Source organism: Pseudomonas sp. KCJK9000 (genome assembly GCF_046230725.1).
GTDB classification, from domain to species: domain Bacteria; phylum Pseudomonadota; class Gammaproteobacteria; order Pseudomonadales; family Pseudomonadaceae; genus Aquipseudomonas; species Aquipseudomonas promysalinigenes.
The window spans coordinates 12,541-31,866 of record NZ_JBJJLN010000033.1 but is presented as its reverse complement, the minus strand read 5'-3'; the positions used below and the strand labels follow the sequence as shown (position 1 = coordinate 31,866).

The window sequence follows — 19,326 nt, the reverse complement described above, 5'->3', positions numbered from 1 at the left end:
ACGTGAGCGTCAATAAGCACCAAACTGGGGCGTTTGTGTATTTTCAAGCACTGAAACGAGGCATCGTTATTCTTATTGTTTCACCTGAATTACGATGAACGGTGAAACGACCACGGCCCAGATCTCTGGATCGCGGCTTTGCAGGTCGAGCGCTTGCTCTGCGGTGACCGGCCCAACAGTGCCAGCACTACGCCACTTGGCGACGATTTCGCTGCGATTCTCGGCCATTGCTGTAGCCACCTCGATGAGGTCGAGCCCGGGGTCGACCCAAATCAGGTCACCTTTGGCCCAGAAACGCTCCAAAGCTTTCCACTCGATTGTCGCCGTCTCACCCAGCAGTTTGGCATAGAGGGTGCTTGTGTCATCAGTCATGGGTTTTACCCGCAAATTCGGCCAATTAAAAAGGCCGGCATTTTTGCAGAAAAACCCGGTTTCAAATATGTAATTTGGTCGATTGGCTCTGAAACTGAGGGGTAGAGCAGAGGATGCAGGCAAAGTGATGGCGCTTTTCTGTATCTTTGTGTCGATCATGCGACAACCCGTGGAACAGGCACTTTTTGCCCGCTTTTCAAGCGCGTAAACAGCGCTCTACACTGTACCGGTACAGTTCCGGGACATGTTCCGGGGGAAGGTGGGCATGCAGTATGGCGTGGCCATATCGCAATGCCCGCCCGGTCTGTAGCCCTGGCCGCCAGGACTATAAGAATTACAACAGAATGAGTGGAGCACTATGATCAAGATTTCCAAGCTGTTCGCCGCAATGGTACTGGCCGGGGTAGCCAGCCATTCGTTTGCCGCCGATACCATCAAAATCGGCATTGCCGGTCCTAAGACCGGGCCTGTGACCCAGTACGGCGACATGCAGTTCATCGGCGCGAAACAAGCTATCAAGGACATCAACGCCAAGGGCGGCGTGGATGGCAAGCAACTCGTAGCCGTGGAATACGACGACGCCTGCGACCCTAAACAGGCCGTGGCCGTCGCCAACAAAGTGGTCAACGACGGCGTCAAGTTCGTGGTCGGTCACCTGTGCTCCAGTTCCACCCAACCTGCGTCCGACGTCTATGAAGACGAAGGCGTCATCATGATCACGCCAGCGGCCACCTCGCCGGACATCACCGCCCGTGGCTACAAGATGATCTTCCGTACAATTGGCCTGGACAGCGCCCAAGGCCCGGCGGCCGGCAACTACATCGCCGACTACGTGAAACCGAAAGTGGTCGCGGTGCTGCACGACAAGCAGCAGTACGGCGAGGGCATCGCCACCGCGGTCAAGCAGACCCTGGAGAAGAAAGGCGTCAAGGTTGCCGTGTTCGAAGGCCTGAACGCTGGCGACAAAGACTTTTCCTCGATCATCCAGAAGCTCAAGCAAAACAACGTCGACTTCGTCTACTACGGCGGCTACCACCCAGAGCTGGGCTTGATCCTGCGCCAGTCCCAGGAAAAAGGCCTGAAGGCCAAGTTCATGGGCCCGGAAGGCGTGGGTAACGATTCCATCTCGCAGATCGCCCAGAATGCCTCCGAAGGCCTGCTGGTCACCCTGCCGAAGTCGTTCGATGCAGACCCGGAAAACAAGGCCATCGTCGACGCCATCAAGGCCGACGGCAAAGATCCAAGCGGCCCGTTCGTGTTCCCGGCCTACTCGGCTGTGGAGCTGATCGCCAAAGGTATTGAAGCGGCCAAGTCCGAAGACACCGACAAGGTGGCAGCTGCCATCCACGCAGGTTCGTTCAAGACCCCGACCGGCGAGCTGTCGTTCGACGAAAAGGGCGACCTCAAAGACTTCAAGTTCGTGGTCTACGAATGGCACTTCGGCAAGCCGAAGACCGAAGTCTCCCCTCAGTAACTGCGTGACTAATAGCTGACCGTAAAAGCCCACTGTGCGAGCAGTGGGCTTTGTTTTACGAGGTTCATGGGCTCGATCCCCGCGATCCGGGGGCGGGCTCACCTGAAAATCTTAAAACCGTCACCCGCGGTTTCCTGGCCGTACCCCTGCCAGCGAAATGCAAATCAGGTTTTTAGGAGCGCTGTAATGCCTGAGATCTACCATTTCTTCCAACAACTGGTTAATGGATTGACCATCGGCAGCACCTATGCCTTGATCGCCATCGGCTACACGATGGTGTATGGCATCATCGGCATGATCAACTTCGCCCACGGCGAGGTGTATATGATCGGTTCCTACGTGGCCTTCATCGCCCTGGCAGGGCTGGCCATGATGGGTATCCATTCGCTGCCGATCCTGATGACCGTCGCCTTCGTCGCGACGATCTGCGTCACCAGTGCCTATGGCTACAGCATCGAACGGGTTGCCTACCGCCCCCTGCGCAACAGCAACCGCCTGATTCCGCTGATTTCTGCCATCGGCATGTCGATCTTCCTGCAGAACACGGTCTTGCTGTCGCAAGACTCCAAGGACAAATCCATTCCCAACCTGATCCCAGGAAGCTTCTCCTTCGGGCCAGGGGGTGCGGAGGAAGTTCTGGTTTCCTACATGCAGATCCTGGTGTTCGTGGTCACCCTGGTAGCCATGACCTGCCTGACCCTGTTCATCTCACGTTCCCGCCTGGGTCGCGCCTGCCGCGCCTGCGCCGAGGACATCAAGATGGCTAACCTGCTGGGCATCAATACCAACAACATCATTGCCCTGACCTTCGTCATCGGCGCCGCCCTGGCGGCGGTGGCGGCCGTGCTGCTAAGCATGCAGTACGGGGTAATCAACCCCAACGCCGGTTTCCTGGTGGGCCTGAAGGCCTTCACCGCGGCGGTACTGGGCGGCATCGGCAGTATTCCGGGCGCCATGCTCGGCGGGCTGGTGTTGGGCGTGGCCGAAGCCTTCGGTGCCGATATTTTCGGCGACCAGTACAAGGACGTGGTGGCATTCGGCTTGTTGGTTCTTGTCCTGCTGTTCCGGCCGACCGGCATCCTGGGCCGCCCGGAGGTTGAAAAAGTATGAACAGAAATATCAAACAGGCGTTATTCAGCGCCTTGCTGGTCTGGGCCGTGGCCTTCCCGGTACTGGGCCTTAAACTGAGCATCGACGGTATCAGCCTGGTGGTGCATAGCCAGGGCTCGTTCACCATCAGTATCATCGCCGTATGTTCGGTGTTGATGTTCCTGCGCGTGCTGTTCGACAAGCAGTGGAACGCGGTGATGGGGCGTCGCTCGGAGCGCAAACTGATCCCGCCAGCCGTCAGCAACTACCTGACGCTGCCGAAAACCCAGCGCTATGTGATCATTGGCTTGATCATCGTGGCATTGGTGTGGCCGTTCTTCGGGTCGCGCGGCGCCGTCGACATCGCCACGCTGATCCTGATCTACGTGTTGCTGGGCCTGGGCCTGAACATCGTGGTCGGCCTGGCTGGCCTGCTGGACCTTGGCTATGTGGGGTTCTACGCCGTAGGCGCCTACAGCTACGCGATGCTCTCGCACTACCTGGGCTGGAGCTTCTGGGTCTGCCTGCCGATCGCCGGCCTCATGGCGGCCACCTTCGGCTTCCTGCTGGGCTTCCCGGTGCTGCGCCTGCGCGGTGACTATCTGGCGATCGTGACCCTGGGCTTTGGCGAAATCATCCGTTTGTTCCTGCGCAACCTCACCGACTGGACAGGCGGCCCCAACGGCATCAGCAACATCCCGAAACCGGAGCTCTTCGGCCTGACCTTCGAGCGCCGGGCTGCCGAGGGGATGCAGACCTTCCACGAGTTCTTCGGGTTGCAATACAACTCGATCAACAAGGTCATCTTCCTCTACCTGGTTGCCTTGCTGCTGGCGCTGTTGGCGCTGTTTGTCATCAACCGCCTGCTGCGCATGCCTATCGGCCGTGCCTGGGAGGCGCTGCGCGAGGACGAGATCGCCTGCCGCGCGCTGGGCCTGAACCCGACCGTGATCAAGCTTTCGGCGTTCACCCTGGGTGCCTGCTTCGCAGGGTTTGCCGGTAGCTTCTTCGCTGCACGCCAAGGCCTGGTGACCCCCGAGTCGTTCACGTTCATCGAGTCGGCGATCATCCTCGCCATCGTCGTGCTCGGCGGCATGGGCTCACAACTGGGCGTGATTCTCGCGGCCATCGTGATGATCCTGCTGCCTGAGCTGATGCGAGAGTTCAGCGAATACCGAATGCTGATGTTCGGTGCGCTGATGGTGTTGATGATGATCTGGCGTCCGCAAGGCCTGCTGCCAATGCAACGCCCCCACATGGAGCTGCGTCGATGAGCCGCGAAATTCTGCAAGTCAGCGGCCTTAGCATGCGCTTCGGCGGCTTGTTGGCGGTCAACGGCGTGGGCCTGACCGTCAAGGAAAAACAGGTCGTGGCGTTGATCGGCCCGAACGGCGCTGGCAAAACCACGGTGTTCAACTGCCTGACCGGCTTCTACAAGCCAAGCGGCGGTACCATTCTGCTCGACGGCCAGCCTATCCAAGGCCTGGCCGGCCATCAGATTGCCCGCAGGGGCGTGGTGCGGACCTTCCAGAACGTACGCCTGTTCAAGGAAATGACTGCACTGGAAAACCTGCTGATCGCCCAGCACCGCCACCTGAACACCAACTTCTTCGCAGGCCTGTTCAAGACCCCGAGCTTCCGCCGCAGCGAGAAGGAGGCCATGGAGCGCGCGCAATACTGGTTGGAGAAGGTCAACCTGACCGAATTCGCCAACCGTACCGCAGGCACCCTCGCCTACGGCCAGCAGCGCCGCCTGGAAATCGCCCGCTGCATGATGACCCAGCCACGGATTATCATGCTTGACGAACCGGCTGCGGGCCTGAACCCGAAGGAAACCGACGACCTCAAGGCGCTCATCGCCTACCTGCGCGAGTCGCACAATGTCACGGTCCTGCTGATCGAGCACGACATGAAGCTGGTGATGAGCATCTCTGACCACATCGTGGTGATCAATCAGGGCACACCCCTGGCCCATGGCACGCCGCAGGAGATCCGCGACAACCCTGAAGTGATCAAAGCCTACCTGGGGGAAGCGTAAATGCTGAAGTTCGAAAACGTCTCCACCTTCTACGGCAAGATCCAGGCACTGCACAGCGTCAACGTGGAAATCAACCAAGGCGAGATCGTCACCCTGATCGGTGCCAACGGTGCGGGTAAATCAACCCTGTTGATGACCTTGTGCGGCTCGCCTCAGGCCCACAGCGGCAGCATCAAATACCTGGGTGAGGAACTGGTCGGCCAGCCATCCTCGCACATCATGCGCAAAAGCATCGCGGTGGTGCCTGAAGGCCGCCGCGTGTTCGCTCGCCTGACCGTCGAGGAAAACCTGGCCATGGGTGGTTTCTTCACCGACAAGGGCGATTACCAAGAGCAACTGGACAAGGTCCTGCAACTGTTCCCGCGCCTGAAAGAGCGTTACTTGCAGCGTGGCGGCACCATGTCCGGCGGCGAGCAGCAAATGCTGGCCATCGGCCGGGCGCTCATGAGCAAGCCCAAGCTACTGCTGCTCGACGAGCCTTCTTTGGGCTTGGCGCCGATCATCATCCAGCAGATCTTCGACATCATCGAACAGCTACGCCGCGACGGCGTGACGGTGTTCCTGGTGGAGCAGAACGCCAACCAGGCACTGAAGGTCGCTGACCGGGCGTATGTGCTGGAAAACGGCCGGGTGGTGATGCAAGGCACCGGCGAGGCACTGCTGACCGACCCGAAGGTGCGCGACGCGTACCTCGGGGGTTGATCCCAAAAGGGCCATTTACTGGCCCTTTTTTCTGCCTGGTTCGCACCGAATGTATTGGCCTGACTGCCGATAAACCCGCACCCACAGTTGCTGCGGCCCCTGCAGGAGCGGGTTCACCGGCAAAGAAGCCGGAACAGGCCACCATTAACTTGAGATCCGCCGCAAGCCTGAGTAACGTGGCCAGCTCTTTGGCAAAGATTCTCCGGAGCCCACTCCCATGCGCGTCACCCCAACCCTGCTGCTCAGTGCACTGCTACCGATGTTCGCTGGCTGCCAGATGCTGGCCGAACAGCCACGTGACCCAAACATCGGCACCACCCGCATGCAGGGCGAACTGAGCGCGGGCGGTGGGCGGCTGTTGTTCAAGCCGTGTGGCGAAAGCCGCCGTTTTGTGGTCAACGACGTGGCCGGCACCGGCATCCTCCAAGAGTCCGTCAACCTGGCCAAGGACGCCAACGCCAAATTGTTCGGCGATGTGCGCGGGCGCCTGACCGGCAGCAAGCAGGCCGATAATGATGGCCAGTTACAGGTCAGCCGGCTGTACCGTCTGGAATCGTCCACCCGCGCGTGCGATGACCCCAACTTCAAGCAGTTGACCCTGCGAGCCAGCGGCCACGAACCTGACTGGGACATCAAGGCCAGCGGTAAAGGCATGGTGCTCAACCGCACAGGCAAGGAGCCACTGCCGTTGCCATTCCTCGAAGAAGAAGTACCCGGCGGCGGCCTGACCCTGAGCAGTGAGGCCAACGGCCAGCGCGTGGAACTGTGGGTCGCCCCGCAGCGATGCGTCGATGGTGCGACGGGCGCCGTGCGTCACCTGCGCGCTGAGCTGCGTATCGACGGCCAGACCCTGCAAGGCTGCGGTTACTACGGTGGCGCACGGGACAACTGATCACCGGGCACGTTTTATCCTGCCAGTCATGGCGGCTAACAGCTTATACTTGGCGGTTTGTGTAAAGCCGCCGGCCGCCCATGGCCGGGATACTGGACCCTGCCATGCTACGAATCACCGAACTGAAGCTGCCCCTGGACCATCCCGACGAAGCCCTGCGTGAGGCCATCGTCCAGCGCCTGGGCATCAGCGACGAGCAACTGCTGAGCTTCAACCTGTTCAAGCGCAGTTACGATGCGCGCAAGAAGAACAGCGAGCTGCTGTTCATCTACACCATTGACCTTGAAGCCAGCAACGAAGCCGAGCTGCTCAGCAAGTTCGCCGATGATCGCAATATCGGCGTGGCACCGGATGTCACCTACAAGTTCGTTGGCCAAGCCCCAGCCGATTTGCAGCAACGCCCGATCGTGGTCGGTTTTGGCCCCTGCGGCATCTTCGCCGGCCTGCTGCTGGCGCAGATGGGCTTCAAGCCGATCATTCTCGAACGTGGCAAAGAGGTGCGCCAGCGCACCAAGGACACCTGGGGCCTGTGGCGCAAAAGTGTGCTCAACCCTGAGTCCAACGTGCAATTTGGCGAAGGCGGCGCCGGGACCTTCTCCGACGGCAAGCTCTACAGCCAGATCAAAGACCCGCAGCACCACGGTCGCAAGGTGCTGGAAGAGTTCGTCAAGGCCGGCGCGCCGGACGAGATCCTGTACATCAACAAGCCGCACATCGGTACCTTCCGCCTGACCGGCATGGTCGAGCAGATGCGCCAGGACATGATAGCCCTCGGCGCCGAAGTGCGTTTCCAGGAAAAGGTCACCGACCTGCTGATCGAAGACGGTCAGGTGACTGGCGTTGTGCTCCAGAGCGGTGAACAACTGCATTCGCGCCATGTGGTTTTGGCCTTGGGCCACAGCGCCCGTGACACCTTCCGCATGCTGCACGCCAGAGGGGTGTACATGGAGGCCAAGCCGTTCTCGGTCGGTTTCCGTATCGAGCACCCGCAGACGCTGATCGACAAAGCGCGCCTGGGCAGGTACGCCGGCCACCCTAAGCTGGGCGCCGCTGACTACAAGCTGGTGTACCACGCCAAGAACGGCCGCTCGGTCTACAGCTTCTGCATGTGCCCAGGCGGCACCGTGGTAGCTGCCACCAGCGAACCGGGGCGCGTGGTCACCAACGGCATGAGCCAGTACTCGCGTAACGAGCGCAATGCCAACTCCGGCATCGTCGTCGGGATCGACCCCGAGCGCGACTATCCGGGCGGGCCACTGGCAGGCATCGAGTTGCAGGAACGCCTGGAAGCCCATGCCTACGTCATGGGTGGCAGTAACTATCAAGCGCCGGCTCAGCTGGTAGGTGACTTCGTGGCGGGCAAACCGTCCACGGCCCTGGGCAGCGTCGAGCCGTCTTACAAACCAGGCGTAACCCTGGGTGACCTCGCGCCAAGCCTACCGGACTTCGCCATCGAAGCGATCCGCGAGGCACTGCCCGCATTCGACCGCCAGATCAAAGGCTACAACCTGCACGACGCAGTGTTGACCGGCATCGAAACCCGCACCTCGTCGCCGCTGCGCATCACCCGTGGTGCGGACCTGCAAAGCCTGAACCTCAAGGGGCTGTTCCCGGCAGGCGAAGGCGCAGGTTATGCCGGGGGGATTCTTTCGGCCGGTGTAGATGGTATCCGCATTGCCGAGGCAGTAGCGCGGGATATTCTCGGGCTCTGACCCGTGCGGCCAGGCCAGGCCGGTTCACGGATGAACCCGCAGCCTGCCCAAACCCTGTAGGAGCGGGTTTAGCCGCGAACAGGCCGGCCCAGAAAACCAAAAACCCCGAACAGCTCACGCCGGTTCGGGGTTTTGCGTTTCAAGCGCCAGTCAGTGCGTGACGCGGCTGGTGCCGTCCACGGTCATGATGCGGACGCGGTCGCCGACACGGAAGATTTCATTCTCCTGCACGGCCTGCACGTAGGCACGCATGCTGCCATCATCTTCACGGACGGTGATCTCCACACCCTGGGTACGGGTCAGGCCTTCTTCGGCGGCAGAGCCCGCCAAACCACCAGCTACGGCACCGATCACGGCAGCGACAATGCTGCCACGGCCACCGCCGACTGCACTGCCGGCAACACCACCTACGATTGCGCCAGCGCCACCGCCGATCGGCGTCTTGGTGCCTTCGATCTTCACCGGGCGCAGGGATTCGATGGTACCCATGCGTACGGTCTGCACGCGACGGGCTTCATCACGGGAGTAGCTGTCACCAGTCAAGCTCGAGGCACAGCCACCGAGAAGCAGCGACATGGCGGTAAAAGTCGCCACCAGCAAAGCGGATTTACGCATGGGTACAATCTCCAGAAAACAGGTGTCCATTAGACGCTGCGCATAGACGGCTGTCACGGCGCGCAGGTAAAAAAAGTATTTCCATTCAGGCCCTGTACAGCCTTCGGTCGGCAGTAATGCCGACGTTACAGCTCAGACCAAGGATAGCCACTGATTACTGCATCGTCGTATGCAGCACGGTGCCCACAGAAAAACCAAGGGCCGCTAATGCGGCCCCTGTCAGTCATGGCGCGAGTCGCTCGCGCAACCATTGGCCATCGACCAGTCGGTAGTTCAAGCGGTCATGCAGGCGGCTGGCACGGCCTTGCCAGAACTCCACCCGCTCGGGTAACAACCGGTAGCCGCCCCAATGTTCCGGGCAATGCGGTTGGGTCTGGGAGAACCGTGCCTCGGCTGCCTTGACCAGCCCCTCGAGTTCCTGACGGTCGGCAATCACCCGGCTCTGCGGCGAAGCCCAGGCACCCAGGCGACTTCCCAGGGGGCGCACCTGATAGTAGTCATCCGACTCCTTGGCCGTGACCTTTTCTACCCGCCCTTCAACCCGCACCTGGCGTTCCAGCGCTGGCCAGAAGAAGGTCATGGCCGCGAATGGATTGGCCAGCAGTTGTTGGCCCTTGGCGCTGTCATAGTTGGTGAAAAAGGTAAAGCCACGGTCATCAAGGCCCTTGAGCAGCAGCACCCGGCAATGCGGGCGGCCTTCGGCATCGACGGTGGCGAGGGTCAAGGCGTTGGCCTCCACCGGAGGTTGCTCGGTTTTGACTGCATCGGCAAACCACTGGTGGAACAGCGCGAACGGCTCACCCGGGGCCTGGGCTTCTGCCAGGCCATCGCGGGTGTAATCGCGGCGCATATCGGCCAAAGATTGGGTCATGGCTGCGCTTCCTTGGCGATCAGTTGGTCTTCGCAGAGGTATTGGCGGCTACCTTTTTGTCAGCGGTAGCAGCTTTCTTGGCGGCAGGCTTGGCCGATGTGGCTTTTTTCTTGGCTGTGGCCTTGGTCGCCGGTTTGGCAGCCGCCTTCTTGGCGACAGGCTTGGCCGCCGCCTTCTTGGTTTCAGCAGGCTTGGCAGCTGGCGCTTTGGCATCCTGTACCGCGACCAAGGTCGCCGGGGTGGCCACTGGCGCTGACTGTTGGTACTTGGCCAGCAAGGCAAGCATGGTGTTCTGCGGGGTGAAGAGCATTTCAACCCGACGGTTCAGGGCACGTCCTTCGGCACTGTCGTTGGCAGCACGCGGCATCACCGAACCCATCCCTTTGAGCGACAGGCGGTCACGCTGCAGGCCGCTCAGGCGGAAGATGGCCGATACCGAAGCGGCACGCTCCAGGCTCAGCTTTTGGTTGGCAGCAGCAGCGCCGCTGCTGTCAGCATGGCCTAGCACCAGCACCGCAGTCTTGGCATCGCCCTCGACAGCCTTGGCCACCCGGGTGATCGGCGACAAGGTCAGCGGCAGCAGCATGTTCGGGCGGTCTGGGTTGTACGAGCCGTCCACTGGGATGATCACCACCAGCACGTTGTCACGGCGCTCCAACTCCAGCTTGCTGTCCTTGACCGCTTCACGCAGCTTGGGCTCGTACTGATCCAGCCAGGCCTGAGTGGCTTTTTCATCGATTTTTGGCACAACTGGCCCTTTGGCCTGCTTGTCGTCACCACCAAACGGCCACCACCAGCGGCTGGCGCTGTCAGACTTGGCATCAGCCTTGGCGACGTTTTCAGTCACCGCTGCCTTCACTTCCTTGTCGGCAACCTTGTCCGAACCGAACGGCCACCAGCTGCTGCTGCCATCCTTGGCGCCGTCCTGAGAATGGCTGGCACAACCGGTCATTGCGGTCAGGCACAGTGCGAGAGCTAAGGTTTTATGTGAAGACATCAGCGATACACCATGAAATTGAAAGATATTTTGCCCACGCACAGGGGGCGGTGGCATTGAGGATAGTCAAAGGGATGGCTTAACACCCGTGTTACCCGATCAAAGGCAATTGCCGAGCACCCGCACCAGCTGCTGGGCTCTGGGGTCCATCAGCACATAGGGGCCCAAGGTGTTGACCACGAAGCCAAAGGCCACATCATGCTCCGGGTCGGCGAAGCCCACCGAGCCCCCAGCACCTGGATGACCGAAGGCACGGGCACCGAGGCCGAAGGTGGCATTGGCCACCTCAGGCTGATCGAGCATGCAGCCAAGACCGAAACGGGTCTGGGTCAGCAGGGTGCGGTCCTGGCCCAGGCTATGCTCGCGAGTGAGCTCGTTGAGCAGCTCGGATTCGAGCAGGCTGCCGTCGAGTAGGCCCGTATAAAACCCGGCCAGACTGCGCGCATTGCCATGGCCATTGGCCGCTGGCTGCTGCATGCGCCGCCACTCAGGCTTGTTGGTGCTGGTAAGGATTGCCGGCGGATTGGTGAAGGCGCGGGTCGACAACGCCTCTGGCTCACGCAGGGTGACCTGCAGCAGGCGCTGGGCCGCAGCATCGCCTGCATTGCCCTTGCCCCGGGCGATATGCGCCACGCGGTGGAACTCCTCGTCGGCAAGGCCAATGTGGAAGTCCAGGCCTAGCGGCCGGGCGGTGCGCGCGACGATCGACTCCCCAGGGCCACGGCCATCGACACGGCGGATCAATTCCCCGACCAGCCAGCCATAGGTGATGGCGGCATAACCGTGTTCCGTGCCGGGTGTCCACCAGGGCGTTTCGGCAGCCAGGGCGTCAACCATGGCCTGCCAGTCGTAGAGGGCCTGCGCCGGTAGCAGCTCGCGTATGGCCGGCAGGCCGGCACGGTGGCTGAGCAGCTGACGCAGGGTGATATGCTGCTTGCCGGCCTGAGCGAACTCTGGCCAATAGCGCGCGACTGGGGCGTCCAGCTCAAGCTTGCCCTCTGCGACCAACTGCAGCGCGGTGACGGCGGTGAACGTCTTGGTGCAGGAGAACAGGTTGGCGATGGTATCGCTGTGCCAAGCCTGCTGGCCATCCTTGTCGGCGCTGCCGGCCCAGAGGTCGACCACAGTCTGGCCACCGACCTGGATGCACAGCGCCGCTCCACGCTCTTGAGAATCCTCGAACAACGCGGCGAATGCCTCGCGCACGGCTTCGAACTTCAGCTCATAGTGACCCTGGATCTGCACCCACTGTTCTCCGTACATCTTGCCGACAAGGGCGTGCATTGTTTCAGTAGTTGGCCGTTTTGCCTACTGGGCAAGGCCCAGCGGCCTGCCCCCAGATAACCGTTTCATCGGCGCCAGAGGCATTGCATGCCCCGCTTTGAGATTTACGGGGCTTTTTGCTGCGCCTCTGCGCGCAACTGACCAATGGCCTGAAGGTTGCTCTTGCGCACGGCCTCTACGAAACCTGGGTATGCAACATCAGTGATTGCAACCAAGCCCAGATGGCCATTTTCCCCATCGAGCAAGCGCCCGCTGGCTGGCTGATCGAGGTATTGAAACCAATGTGCGCCGACGATCATCGGTTGCGCCAGAGCGGCCTTGAGGAAGTTGCCATAGGCTGGCCCCCGGTCTTCTTCCCTTGCCACTTCAACTGGCCCTGGCCAGAACGGCCCGCGATCGCGGGAGCCAAACTGAAACTCCGACACCAGTACCGGCTTGTCGAGTTCGGCAAGCTTTGCGAAGTCATAGCCATCTTCGGGTTTAAGGGTATAGAAATTGAAACTCAGCACATCGCAGAATTCGGCGCAGGCTTTGACGGCTTCGGGCGTGCTCACGGCATAGCGACCGCCCAGCAGTAAGTGGTTGGGCGCATGCCACTTCAGCGCATCGGAAATGGTCTTGAAATAGGTTTCGGCGAATACCTGCTGGAAGTACTGGTAGTCACGCTCGATCTCCGGATGCTCAGGATCGGGCAATGGCGCCTCGAAGCCTGGGTCTTCCATCAACTCCCAGGCTTGCAACTCGATGCCCCAAGCCTTGGACAGCCCTTGTTGATTACGGTACTTGTCGCGCAACTGCTTGAGAAACGCGCGCTTGGCCGGCACGTCGGTGGTCAGGCGCAACGTACCGTAGGCCAGGCCATACCGGGCCCTTGGGTCGTTGCCTGGCGCAGCCCAGGCCAGTTCGTTATCGGCGAAGTAGCCTATTAGCCAAGGATCGTCTCGGTGATCGCGTGTGGCGATCGCCACAGCACGCTCGGTGGCCATGGCAAAGCGCGGGTCGAACGGATCGGGCATGCGGCCCCACCAGTCCATGCCCGTGCTGATGCTTGCATAGTCGCCAACAATCGACAGCGGCAAGGTGTAAGGCATGCGCTTGACCAGGCCGATGCCTGGGTCGCTCCAGTTGCCTAACGTGTTGAAGCCCCAGGCCTGTAAGCGGTCCAGCGTGTGGGCCTGCCAACGCTCGGCATCCAGTTGCGGTGCAGGACATGGCGCGGCGGCTTGCTCGGTGCCTGCAGGCGGGCAGGGTTTGCCGTAGGTGCGCTGCAGGTTGGCGGCGTAGAAGTCGAACCAGCGGCCCTGCTTGAAGCTGCGCCCGATGGACGAAGCGTTGCCATCGTCATTGTTGCCCTCACCATAAAACGCCGCCAGCGTGTCGCCATCGGCTGGCAAACCCTTGAACATGGCTTCGCGACCGGCAACGTAGGTGCGCCCACCATCGGCAGCCACGGCATTGACCCCCAGCGAGAAGAACGGATGCCCCTCGGGCGTCACCAGGTACCAGCGGCCATCGCGTTTTTGCGTGCGGAAGAACCCTTGGGCTTCGAATGCAGGCCCACCGAGCACACCGCCGTAGCTATCGAGTTGCTGTTTCTCGCGCTCGGCCAGCCAAACCTTGAGCTGTTGCTGTTCGCGGGCGTCAGCGGCCTTGAGTTGATCGTCTTGAGTGATTTTTTCGGGCCATTGGCCTCGGGTGGATTGCCCATAGGCGTCTATCAGCTCGCGGTAGGCAGCCTGAAAGGCCACGTCATCATCCTGGAGCCCTACCTTTTCGATCAGCAGGTTCTGCGCCACCTTCGGGTTGGGGATGGTCAGGCTGACAGCGGCCACCTGTTTGAGGTCGAGCTCCCCGGCGCTGCTGGTCAACAGTAACCGCTGCCCTTCGTAGACCCACGGCATGGGCGGGCCGGCACGCATGCCCTGGCTCAACGGCGAACTGGCCGTAAGCGGCACCATCACGGTTTGCGCAGGGCCTGCCGGCAGGTCGATACGGCTGGTCAGTTTGCGCCCATCGCTGCCAACGATGGTCACATCCACGGTCAAGGCCCAGTCTTGGGCGCTTTGCATACGCAGGGTCAGAAACCGCCCTGTCGACCAGTCCCACACACCGCTCTGCGGGCTCAAGCGCAAGGTTGGCCGCTCGACCGGGCTGAACACCACCCGCCTGAGTACCTCGCCCTCGGCCGTCTGCTCGGCATTGTACTGCGGCATGCCGGCCCCCTCGGTCGCCACGTTGACCACCGAGGCCGGGCGCACGAAGCTGAACAAAGTTTGTTGCCCGGCCCACGCGGACGTGCTGAACAACAGGGTGAGTACCACGGGCAAGCTTCGGCGGATCATAGGGCTGGGGGTCTCCTTCCAGGCCCTCTTGAGCCCGCGACTGAGTAATGGACAACAGGCCGGTGCATCGTGCTCCGGCCCTTAGGATATCTCCCGCCGGAAGGGCGGTAGCGCATTGAGGATAGCCTTGCCGTAACGCTGCGTGACCAGGCGTCGATCCAGCAGGGTGATGACCCCTCGGTCCTGCTCGGTACGCAGTAGGCGACCGCAAGCCTGGATCAGGCGCAGCGAAGCATCGGGCACGGCGATTTCCATGAACGGGTTGCCACCGCGGGCTTCGATCCATTCGGCCAGCGCTGCCTCGACCGGGTCGTCAGGCACGGCGAAGGGTATCTTGGCGATCACCACATGCTCACAGTAGGCGCCTGGCAGGTCGACACCTTCGGCGAAACTGGCCAGGCCGAACAGCACACTGTGCTGGCCGTCGTCGACCCGAGCCTTGTGTTTGTTCAGGGTTTCCTGCTTGGACAAGTTACCTTGGATCAGCACCAGCTTGCGCCATTCGCGGTCAACACCGTCGAACACTTCCTGCATCTGTTTGCGCGAAGAGAACAGCACCAGTGCGCCACGGGCGTCCTCCACGATGCCGGGCAACTCGCGGATGATCGCCGCGGTGTGCGCGGCAGCGTCACGCGGGTCGGCCTTGAGGTCGGGCACCCGCAGCAAGCCGGCATCGCCGTGCACGAACGGGCTTGGTACCACACAGGTAACCGCATCTCGGGGCAAGCCTGAACGCATGCGAAAGCGATCGAACTTGCCCAGCGCGGTCAGCGTGGCCGACGTCACCAACGCGCCATGGGCAACGCTCCACAGGCTGCGGCGCAGCATCTCGGCAGCCAGAATCGGGCTGGCATTGACCTCGATGTCGAACAAGGCTCCGCTTTCGGCCAGGGTCAGCCACCGGGCCATGGGCGGGCTGTCCTCCGGGTCTTCAGCGGTGAAGGCGGTCCATAGCTCCCAGTTGCCCTGGGCACGGGTGACCAGGCTGCCGAACAGCGGGTACCACTCCTCGGCCTGGTGGCTGGCGATGCCGATGTTGACTTCGCCGTCCATGCCCTCCTTGAGCAGGTCGGCCAGGCGCGTGAACAGGTCATTGAGGCGGGCGAAGCCCTTTTTCAATTCGATGCCCACTTCGCGGATCTGCTCGGGCACCACACCACCCTCGAAGCGATAGCGCGGGCGCTCGCGGCCTTCGGTGTCCTCGCTGGGACGGAAATCGGCAACCTGCTCGCACAAGGTGAACATGAACTGCTGCTGGGTACGCACCTCCCGCGCCAACTCCGGGACCTGCTCGATGTACTTGCCCAAATCGCCCGGCAGCGGATGCTGGGCCAGCAGCTTGGTCAGGTTCTTGGCGGTCTGCTCCAGCCAGTCGGCAGTGGAGCGCAGTCGCGAATAATGGGCGAAATGGCCGATGGCCTTGTCTGGCAGGTGGTGGCCTTCGTCGAATACGTAGAGCGTGTCGCGAGGGTCAGGCAGCACCGCGCCGCCGCCCAGCGCCAGGTCCGCCAGTACCATGTCGTGGTTGGTGACGATCACATCGACCTTGCCCATACCTTCGCGGGCCTTGTAGAACACGCACTGCTGGAAGTTCGGGCAGTGACGGCCAGTGCACTGGCTATGGTCGGTGGTCAGGCGCGCCCAGTCCTGGTCTTCGATGGCCTCCGACCAACTGTCGCGGTCACCGTCCCAACGGTTGCCAGCGAGCTTCTCGATCATGCTGTTGAACAGCTTCTGGCTGCGCTCGTCGACTTCGATATGGAAGCCTTCTTCTTCGAACAACTGCGCAGTGGCCGATTGCGCATGGCCTTCTTGCAGCAGGATGTCGAGTTTGGACAGGCACAGGTAGCGGCCCCGGCCCTTGGCCAGGGCGAAGCTGAAGTTCAGGCCGCTGTTGCGCATCAGGTCTGGCAGGTCCTTGATGACGATCTGCTCCTGCAGCGCCACGGTTGCGGTCGCGATCACCAGGCGTTTGCCGGCGGCCTTGGCAGCCGGGATCGCCGCCAGCGCATAGGCGACCGTCTTGCCGGTACCGGTGCCCGCCTCCACCGCGACCACGGCAGGCTCGCCCGCGCGGCGGCCTTCATCGTCGCAGGCGATGTCGCCGAGCACTTTGGCCACTTCGGCGATCATCAGGCGCTGGCCATAACGCGGCTTGAGGCTCTTGGCTTCGAGAAAACGCGTATAGGCGCCCTGGATGGTGGCTTTGAGTTCGTTGCTGATCATGGTCTGCAGGCGCCCGAAGGGCTGGATATATTTTCAGTGTTTTGCATGGGCCGGCTATCATACCCCGCTCTTGCCCTTTGTGCCGCATGGAGATCCAGATGGTTGCCTTTGCCTTGCCCTATGCACTGCATGTACTTGCCGCCCTGGTTTGGGTCGGCGGCATGTTCTTCGCCTGGCTCGTTCTGCGCCCAGCAACCGTCGCAGCCCTTGAGGGGCCTGCCCGGTTGAAGCTATGGGTGGAAGTTTTCCGACGCTTCTTCGTCTGGGTCTGGCTAGCAATAGCGATTCTGGCGATAAGTGGCATCGGCATGTTGCACATGCGCTTCAGCGGCCTGGAAACCGCGCCCAAGTACGTGCAGGTGATGATCGGTGGCGCGATAGCGATGTTTGCGCTGTTCATGCGCATTCAGGCATTGCTGCTGCCCGAGCTCAAGGCGGCAGTGCACGCCGAGAACTGGCCGGCGGGCGCTGCGGTGCTCGGGCGTATCCGCCGGTTGGTGGGCCTGAATCTGCTGCTCGGCCTGGCGGTGGTCGCGGTCGCCAGCTCGCGGCTGATGACCTAAAGGCTGGCGCGCCCTGAACCGGGCGCACGCAGGCGTTCACAAGCGCTGCAGGATCAACTCACCCTGCGCGCCGGCCAGCCCGGGCTGCCCCTCCTGGCCCGGTCGACCATTGGCCCCCGCATCGGTGCGATACACCAGGCAGCCCTTGCTCGCCCCGCCTTTACCCGGTTTACCTGCGGCACCTGGCTTACCCGGTGCCCCGCCGTCCAATCGAACCAGAACGCGATCCTGGGGAAAATCCTGCGGTAGGCTCAGCCGGACATGCCCGCCGGGGGCACCGTCATGCCCATTGCCACCGTCATCGCCGTTGGCCCCTCTGCTCGCCTGACCCCACGCGCAACCACCGGCCTGGCCATTGGCACCATCCAGGCCCACGTAACCCGGTGCGCCTGCGCCGCCCCGGGCATCGATGGCCAGGCGCTCGGCATCGACCTCGGTCAGTTTCAACTCAAGGCTTCGCCCAGAGCGAGCGGCCCGTTCATAGGTGCCAGGCGCACCCGGCGCACTGAATTCGCTGCCCTCACCCAGCACAGCGCTAGCGACGTCGATAAGCAGAGGTGCTTCGGCCGGGGCGATGGCAATACGCGCATCGCGCCCCAACTGCAGGTGGTCGACTCGCAGTTCGGTCAACGAGGCCGGTAACAGTAAGGTGGCAGAATCTGCCACACGTAACTGCTCAAGGTGCACCGCGGCCGACTTGCTGGGCAGGCGCAATATGGAGTGGGAGGCAACCTCCAGGCTCTGGGCCTGGACCACGGGCGCGGCCAATGCCGCCAGCACTATCAATTTACGCATGGCGAGGCGCCTCCTGCGGACGGGGAATGGACATGACATGAAAGATACCGGTCAGCAGAATCTGCAGCCGATCGAACCAGCGGTGGCTTCGGCCACGCAAGCTGGCATTGAAAAACAGCACCTCAAGAACGTGCAGGCTCAGCACGACAATGCCCAGCGCATTGATCAGCAGGTTCAACGGCACCGGTTGCGGCGTCATCAGATTGAATAGCACGACGCCCCAAAATGCTACGGTCAGGATCTTGCCCAGGCCCAGAATGAACTTCATACCCCGCCCCTTCGTATCTGTTTATTGTCAGGCTCAAGCGGCCCTGGCAAGCGAGCCGCGCAACCAACACTAACTGCAATGACGCAGCATGCGCCAGCTTGTCCGTTGAACAGCGCATCACGTCGTTGTGAATGGCGCAGCCTTGGCGCAAGCCGGCACCCTCGGCAATGGCGACACTGCCTGCGCTATTGCATCGGGGTGAGTGCTGCTGAGCCATCGGCTGAGGCCCAATAACAGGAGTGAAAACGCCCGTGCCCCTTTTCGAGGCACGGGCGCAAGGCGGTCAACGCTGGATCTTGATCTCGGTACGCCGGTTCATGGCGCGGCCCTCGGCGGTGGCATTGTCTGCCACTGGCTGGGTCTCGCCAGCACCCACCACCGATACGAAGCTTGAGCGCGGTACGCCGCTGTCGATCAGGTAGTCGGTTACCGCATGGGCACGATGCTCGGAGAGTTTCTGGTTGTAGGCGTCCGAGCCCACGCTATCGGTGTGGCCGGTCACACTGAGGCGCGCACTCGGCGCTTCTTGCTTGAGGCGAGTGGCAACAGTATTCAGGCGGTCTTTGTCAGCAGCCGTCAGGCGTGACGAGTTGAACTCGAAGTGCACATCACGAATGACGATCACTTCCTCCTTCACAACAACTACTTCCTCGACCACCGGAGCCGGCGCTGGTGGAGGGCAACCGTTGGCATCGACCTTCACGCCGCGGGGCGTGCCTGGACACTTGTCGCGGCTGTCCGGCACGCCATCGCCATCCTCGTCACCGTCGCCATGAGCCCAGCAATAACCCGCGGCCAGACCACCACCAAGCAGCGCGCCCCAACCCGCCCAACTGGAGCTTTCGATGGCGCCCAGGCCGGCTCCGGTGATACCCCCGACGGCAGCACACTTCGGCCAGTCGGTTTTTTGCAAACCTGCGCAACCAGTCAACACACTGGTGAGCAACACCAAGGGTAACGCTGTGCGTACTATGCTCATTTCGTAGCTTCTCCTAGGGGAATCGACTCAAGGCCGATCTTTCGGAGTAAAGACGGCACTATCCATCCCTGCCAGCAATAAGCCACTGCGCAGCCACTTTCCTCTAT

Annotated in this window: 18 protein-coding genes; 8 read left to right on the top strand and 10 right to left on the bottom strand. The window is 61.8% G+C overall.

Going from position 1 to position 19,326, the window contains the following annotated elements; genetic code table 11:
• Nucleotides 1–72: 72 nt before the first annotated feature.
• Nucleotides 73–372: a DUF2288 domain-containing protein gene (locus ACK59H_RS15390; RefSeq protein ID WP_060477805.1), complete on the bottom strand. Its 300-nt coding sequence runs from the start codon at nt 370–372 to the stop codon at nt 73–75.
• A gap of 358 nt (nt 373–730) precedes the next feature.
• On the opposite strand from ACK59H_RS15390, the gene ACK59H_RS15385 reads away from it, so the two are divergent.
• From ACK59H_RS15385 to ACK59H_RS15355, 7 genes are all read left to right on the top strand, one after another.
• Nucleotides 731–1,846, top strand: a complete 1,116-nt coding sequence (locus tag ACK59H_RS15385; RefSeq protein ID WP_060477806.1) for a branched-chain amino acid ABC transporter substrate-binding protein — start codon at nt 731–733, stop codon at nt 1,844–1,846.
• Nucleotides 1,847–2,032: 186 nt separating this feature from the next.
• Nucleotides 2,033–2,956: a high-affinity branched-chain amino acid ABC transporter permease LivH gene (livH, locus tag ACK59H_RS15380; protein ID WP_145187715.1), complete on the top strand. Its 924-nt coding sequence runs from the start codon at nt 2,033–2,035 to the stop codon at nt 2,954–2,956.
• Complete coding sequence (locus ACK59H_RS15375; protein WP_060477808.1) at nt 2,953–4,209, top strand: high-affinity branched-chain amino acid ABC transporter permease LivM; 1,257 nt, start codon at nt 2,953–2,955, stop codon at nt 4,207–4,209. Before livH ends, ACK59H_RS15375 begins: the two co-directional genes overlap by 4 nt.
• Nucleotides 4,206–4,973, top strand: a complete 768-nt coding sequence (gene livG / locus ACK59H_RS15370) for a high-affinity branched-chain amino acid ABC transporter ATP-binding protein LivG (protein ID WP_060477809.1) — start codon at nt 4,206–4,208, stop codon at nt 4,971–4,973. Before ACK59H_RS15375 ends, livG begins: the two co-directional genes overlap by 4 nt.
• Nucleotides 4,974–5,675: an ABC transporter ATP-binding protein gene (locus ACK59H_RS15365; RefSeq protein WP_046787727.1), complete on the top strand. Its 702-nt coding sequence runs from the start codon at nt 4,974–4,976 to the stop codon at nt 5,673–5,675.
• Nucleotides 5,676–5,892: 217 nt separating this feature from the next.
• Nucleotides 5,893–6,567 carry a COG3650 family protein gene (locus ACK59H_RS15360; protein WP_060477810.1) on the top strand — a complete coding sequence of 225 codons (675 nt, stop codon included), beginning with the start codon at nt 5,893–5,895 and terminating at the stop codon, nt 6,565–6,567.
• A 104-nt stretch (nt 6,568–6,671) separates the two neighbouring features.
• A complete protein-coding gene (locus tag ACK59H_RS15355; RefSeq protein ID WP_409264602.1) occupies nt 6,672–8,279 on the top strand; it encodes an NAD(P)/FAD-dependent oxidoreductase in 1,608 nt (535 codons plus the stop codon).
• A gap of 150 nt (nt 8,280–8,429) precedes the next feature.
• Here ACK59H_RS15355 and ACK59H_RS15350 read toward each other — a convergent pair whose 3' ends face one another.
• The 6 genes from ACK59H_RS15350 to dinG form a co-directional block, all read right to left on the bottom strand.
• Nucleotides 8,430–8,894, bottom strand: a complete 465-nt coding sequence (locus ACK59H_RS15350; protein WP_060477812.1) for a glycine zipper 2TM domain-containing protein — start codon at nt 8,892–8,894, stop codon at nt 8,430–8,432.
• Between the two features lie 223 nt (nt 8,895–9,117).
• Nucleotides 9,118–9,765: a pyridoxamine 5'-phosphate oxidase gene (gene pdxH, locus ACK59H_RS15345; RefSeq protein WP_261744946.1), complete on the bottom strand. Its 648-nt coding sequence runs from the start codon at nt 9,763–9,765 to the stop codon at nt 9,118–9,120.
• Between the two features lie 19 nt (nt 9,766–9,784).
• A complete protein-coding gene (locus ACK59H_RS15340) occupies nt 9,785–10,762 on the bottom strand; it encodes an OmpA family protein (protein WP_060477814.1) in 978 nt (325 codons plus the stop codon).
• Between the two features lie 99 nt (nt 10,763–10,861).
• Nucleotides 10,862–12,007 (bottom strand): serine hydrolase domain-containing protein, encoded by a 1,146-nt coding sequence (locus ACK59H_RS15335; protein WP_060477884.1) that lies wholly within the window; start codon nt 12,005–12,007, stop codon nt 10,862–10,864.
• A gap of 143 nt (nt 12,008–12,150) precedes the next feature.
• A complete protein-coding gene (locus ACK59H_RS15330; protein ID WP_409264601.1) occupies nt 12,151–14,388 on the bottom strand; it encodes a beta-agarase in 2,238 nt (745 codons plus the stop codon).
• 81 nt (nt 14,389–14,469) lie between these two features.
• Nucleotides 14,470–16,614, bottom strand: coding sequence for an ATP-dependent DNA helicase DinG (dinG, locus tag ACK59H_RS15325; protein ID WP_060477816.1), 2,145 nt, complete (start codon nt 16,612–16,614; stop codon nt 14,470–14,472).
• A 98-nt stretch (nt 16,615–16,712) separates the two neighbouring features.
• On the opposite strand from dinG, the gene ACK59H_RS15320 reads away from it, so the two are divergent.
• Nucleotides 16,713–17,177 carry a CopD family protein gene (locus tag ACK59H_RS15320; protein WP_060477817.1) on the top strand — a complete coding sequence of 155 codons (465 nt, stop codon included), beginning with the start codon at nt 16,713–16,715 and terminating at the stop codon, nt 17,175–17,177.
• A 36-nt stretch (nt 17,178–17,213) separates the two neighbouring features.
• Here the strand turns inward: ACK59H_RS15320 and ACK59H_RS15315 are convergent, their stop codons facing one another.
• From ACK59H_RS15315 to ACK59H_RS15305, 3 genes are all read right to left on the bottom strand, one after another.
• The gene (locus ACK59H_RS15315) at nt 17,214–17,972 is read right to left on the bottom strand and encodes a collagen-like protein (protein ID WP_409264600.1); all 759 of its coding nucleotides are present in this window, start codon (nt 17,970–17,972) and stop codon (nt 17,214–17,216) included.
• Complete coding sequence (locus ACK59H_RS15310; RefSeq protein ID WP_060477819.1) at nt 17,965–18,240, bottom strand: DUF1145 domain-containing protein; 276 nt, start codon at nt 18,238–18,240, stop codon at nt 17,965–17,967. Before ACK59H_RS15310 ends, ACK59H_RS15315 begins: the two co-directional genes overlap by 8 nt.
• A gap of 283 nt (nt 18,241–18,523) precedes the next feature.
• On the bottom strand, nt 18,524–19,219 hold the full coding sequence (locus ACK59H_RS15305; RefSeq protein WP_186477606.1) for an OmpA family protein: 696 nt from the start codon (nt 19,217–19,219) through the stop codon (nt 18,524–18,526).
• Nucleotides 19,220–19,326 lie beyond the last annotated feature (107 nt).

Excerpts from the sequence above, each read along its gene's own strand:
- ACK59H_RS15360 (WP_060477810.1), top strand. The coding sequence starts at position 5,893 with ATGCGCGTCACCCCAACCCTGCTGCTCAGTGCACTGCTACCGATGTTC.
- ACK59H_RS15340 (WP_060477814.1), bottom strand. The coding sequence starts at position 10,762 with ATGTCTTCACATAAAACCTTAGCTCTCGCACTGTGCCTGACCGCAATG.
- livG (WP_060477809.1), top strand. The coding sequence starts at position 4,206 with ATGAGCCGCGAAATTCTGCAAGTCAGCGGCCTTAGCATGCGCTTCGGC.
- ACK59H_RS15330 (WP_409264601.1), bottom strand. The coding sequence starts at position 14,388 with ATGATCCGCCGAAGCTTGCCCGTGGTACTCACCCTGTTGTTCAGCACG.
- ACK59H_RS15315 (WP_409264600.1), bottom strand. The coding sequence starts at position 17,972 with ATGCGTAAATTGATAGTGCTGGCGGCATTGGCCGCGCCCGTGGTCCAG.
- ACK59H_RS15350 (WP_060477812.1), bottom strand. The coding sequence starts at position 8,894 with ATGCGTAAATCCGCTTTGCTGGTGGCGACTTTTACCGCCATGTCGCTG.
- ACK59H_RS15320 (WP_060477817.1), top strand. The coding sequence starts at position 16,713 with ATGGTTGCCTTTGCCTTGCCCTATGCACTGCATGTACTTGCCGCCCTG.
- ACK59H_RS15310 (WP_060477819.1), bottom strand. The coding sequence starts at position 18,240 with ATGAAGTTCATTCTGGGCCTGGGCAAGATCCTGACCGTAGCATTTTGG.
- dinG (WP_060477816.1), bottom strand. The coding sequence starts at position 16,614 with ATGATCAGCAACGAACTCAAAGCCACCATCCAGGGCGCCTATACGCGT.
- ACK59H_RS15365 (WP_046787727.1), top strand. The coding sequence starts at position 4,974 with ATGCTGAAGTTCGAAAACGTCTCCACCTTCTACGGCAAGATCCAGGCA.
- ACK59H_RS15355 (WP_409264602.1), top strand. The coding sequence starts at position 6,672 with ATGCTACGAATCACCGAACTGAAGCTGCCCCTGGACCATCCCGACGAA.
- ACK59H_RS15375 (WP_060477808.1), top strand. The coding sequence starts at position 2,953 with ATGAACAGAAATATCAAACAGGCGTTATTCAGCGCCTTGCTGGTCTGG.
- livH (WP_145187715.1), top strand. The coding sequence starts at position 2,033 with ATGCCTGAGATCTACCATTTCTTCCAACAACTGGTTAATGGATTGACC.
- pdxH (WP_261744946.1), bottom strand. The coding sequence starts at position 9,765 with ATGACCCAATCTTTGGCCGATATGCGCCGCGATTACACCCGCGATGGC.
- ACK59H_RS15385 (WP_060477806.1), top strand. The coding sequence starts at position 731 with ATGATCAAGATTTCCAAGCTGTTCGCCGCAATGGTACTGGCCGGGGTA.
- ACK59H_RS15305 (WP_186477606.1), bottom strand. The coding sequence starts at position 19,219 with ATGAGCATAGTACGCACAGCGTTACCCTTGGTGTTGCTCACCAGTGTG.
- ACK59H_RS15390 (WP_060477805.1), bottom strand. The coding sequence starts at position 372 with ATGACTGATGACACAAGCACCCTCTATGCCAAACTGCTGGGTGAGACG.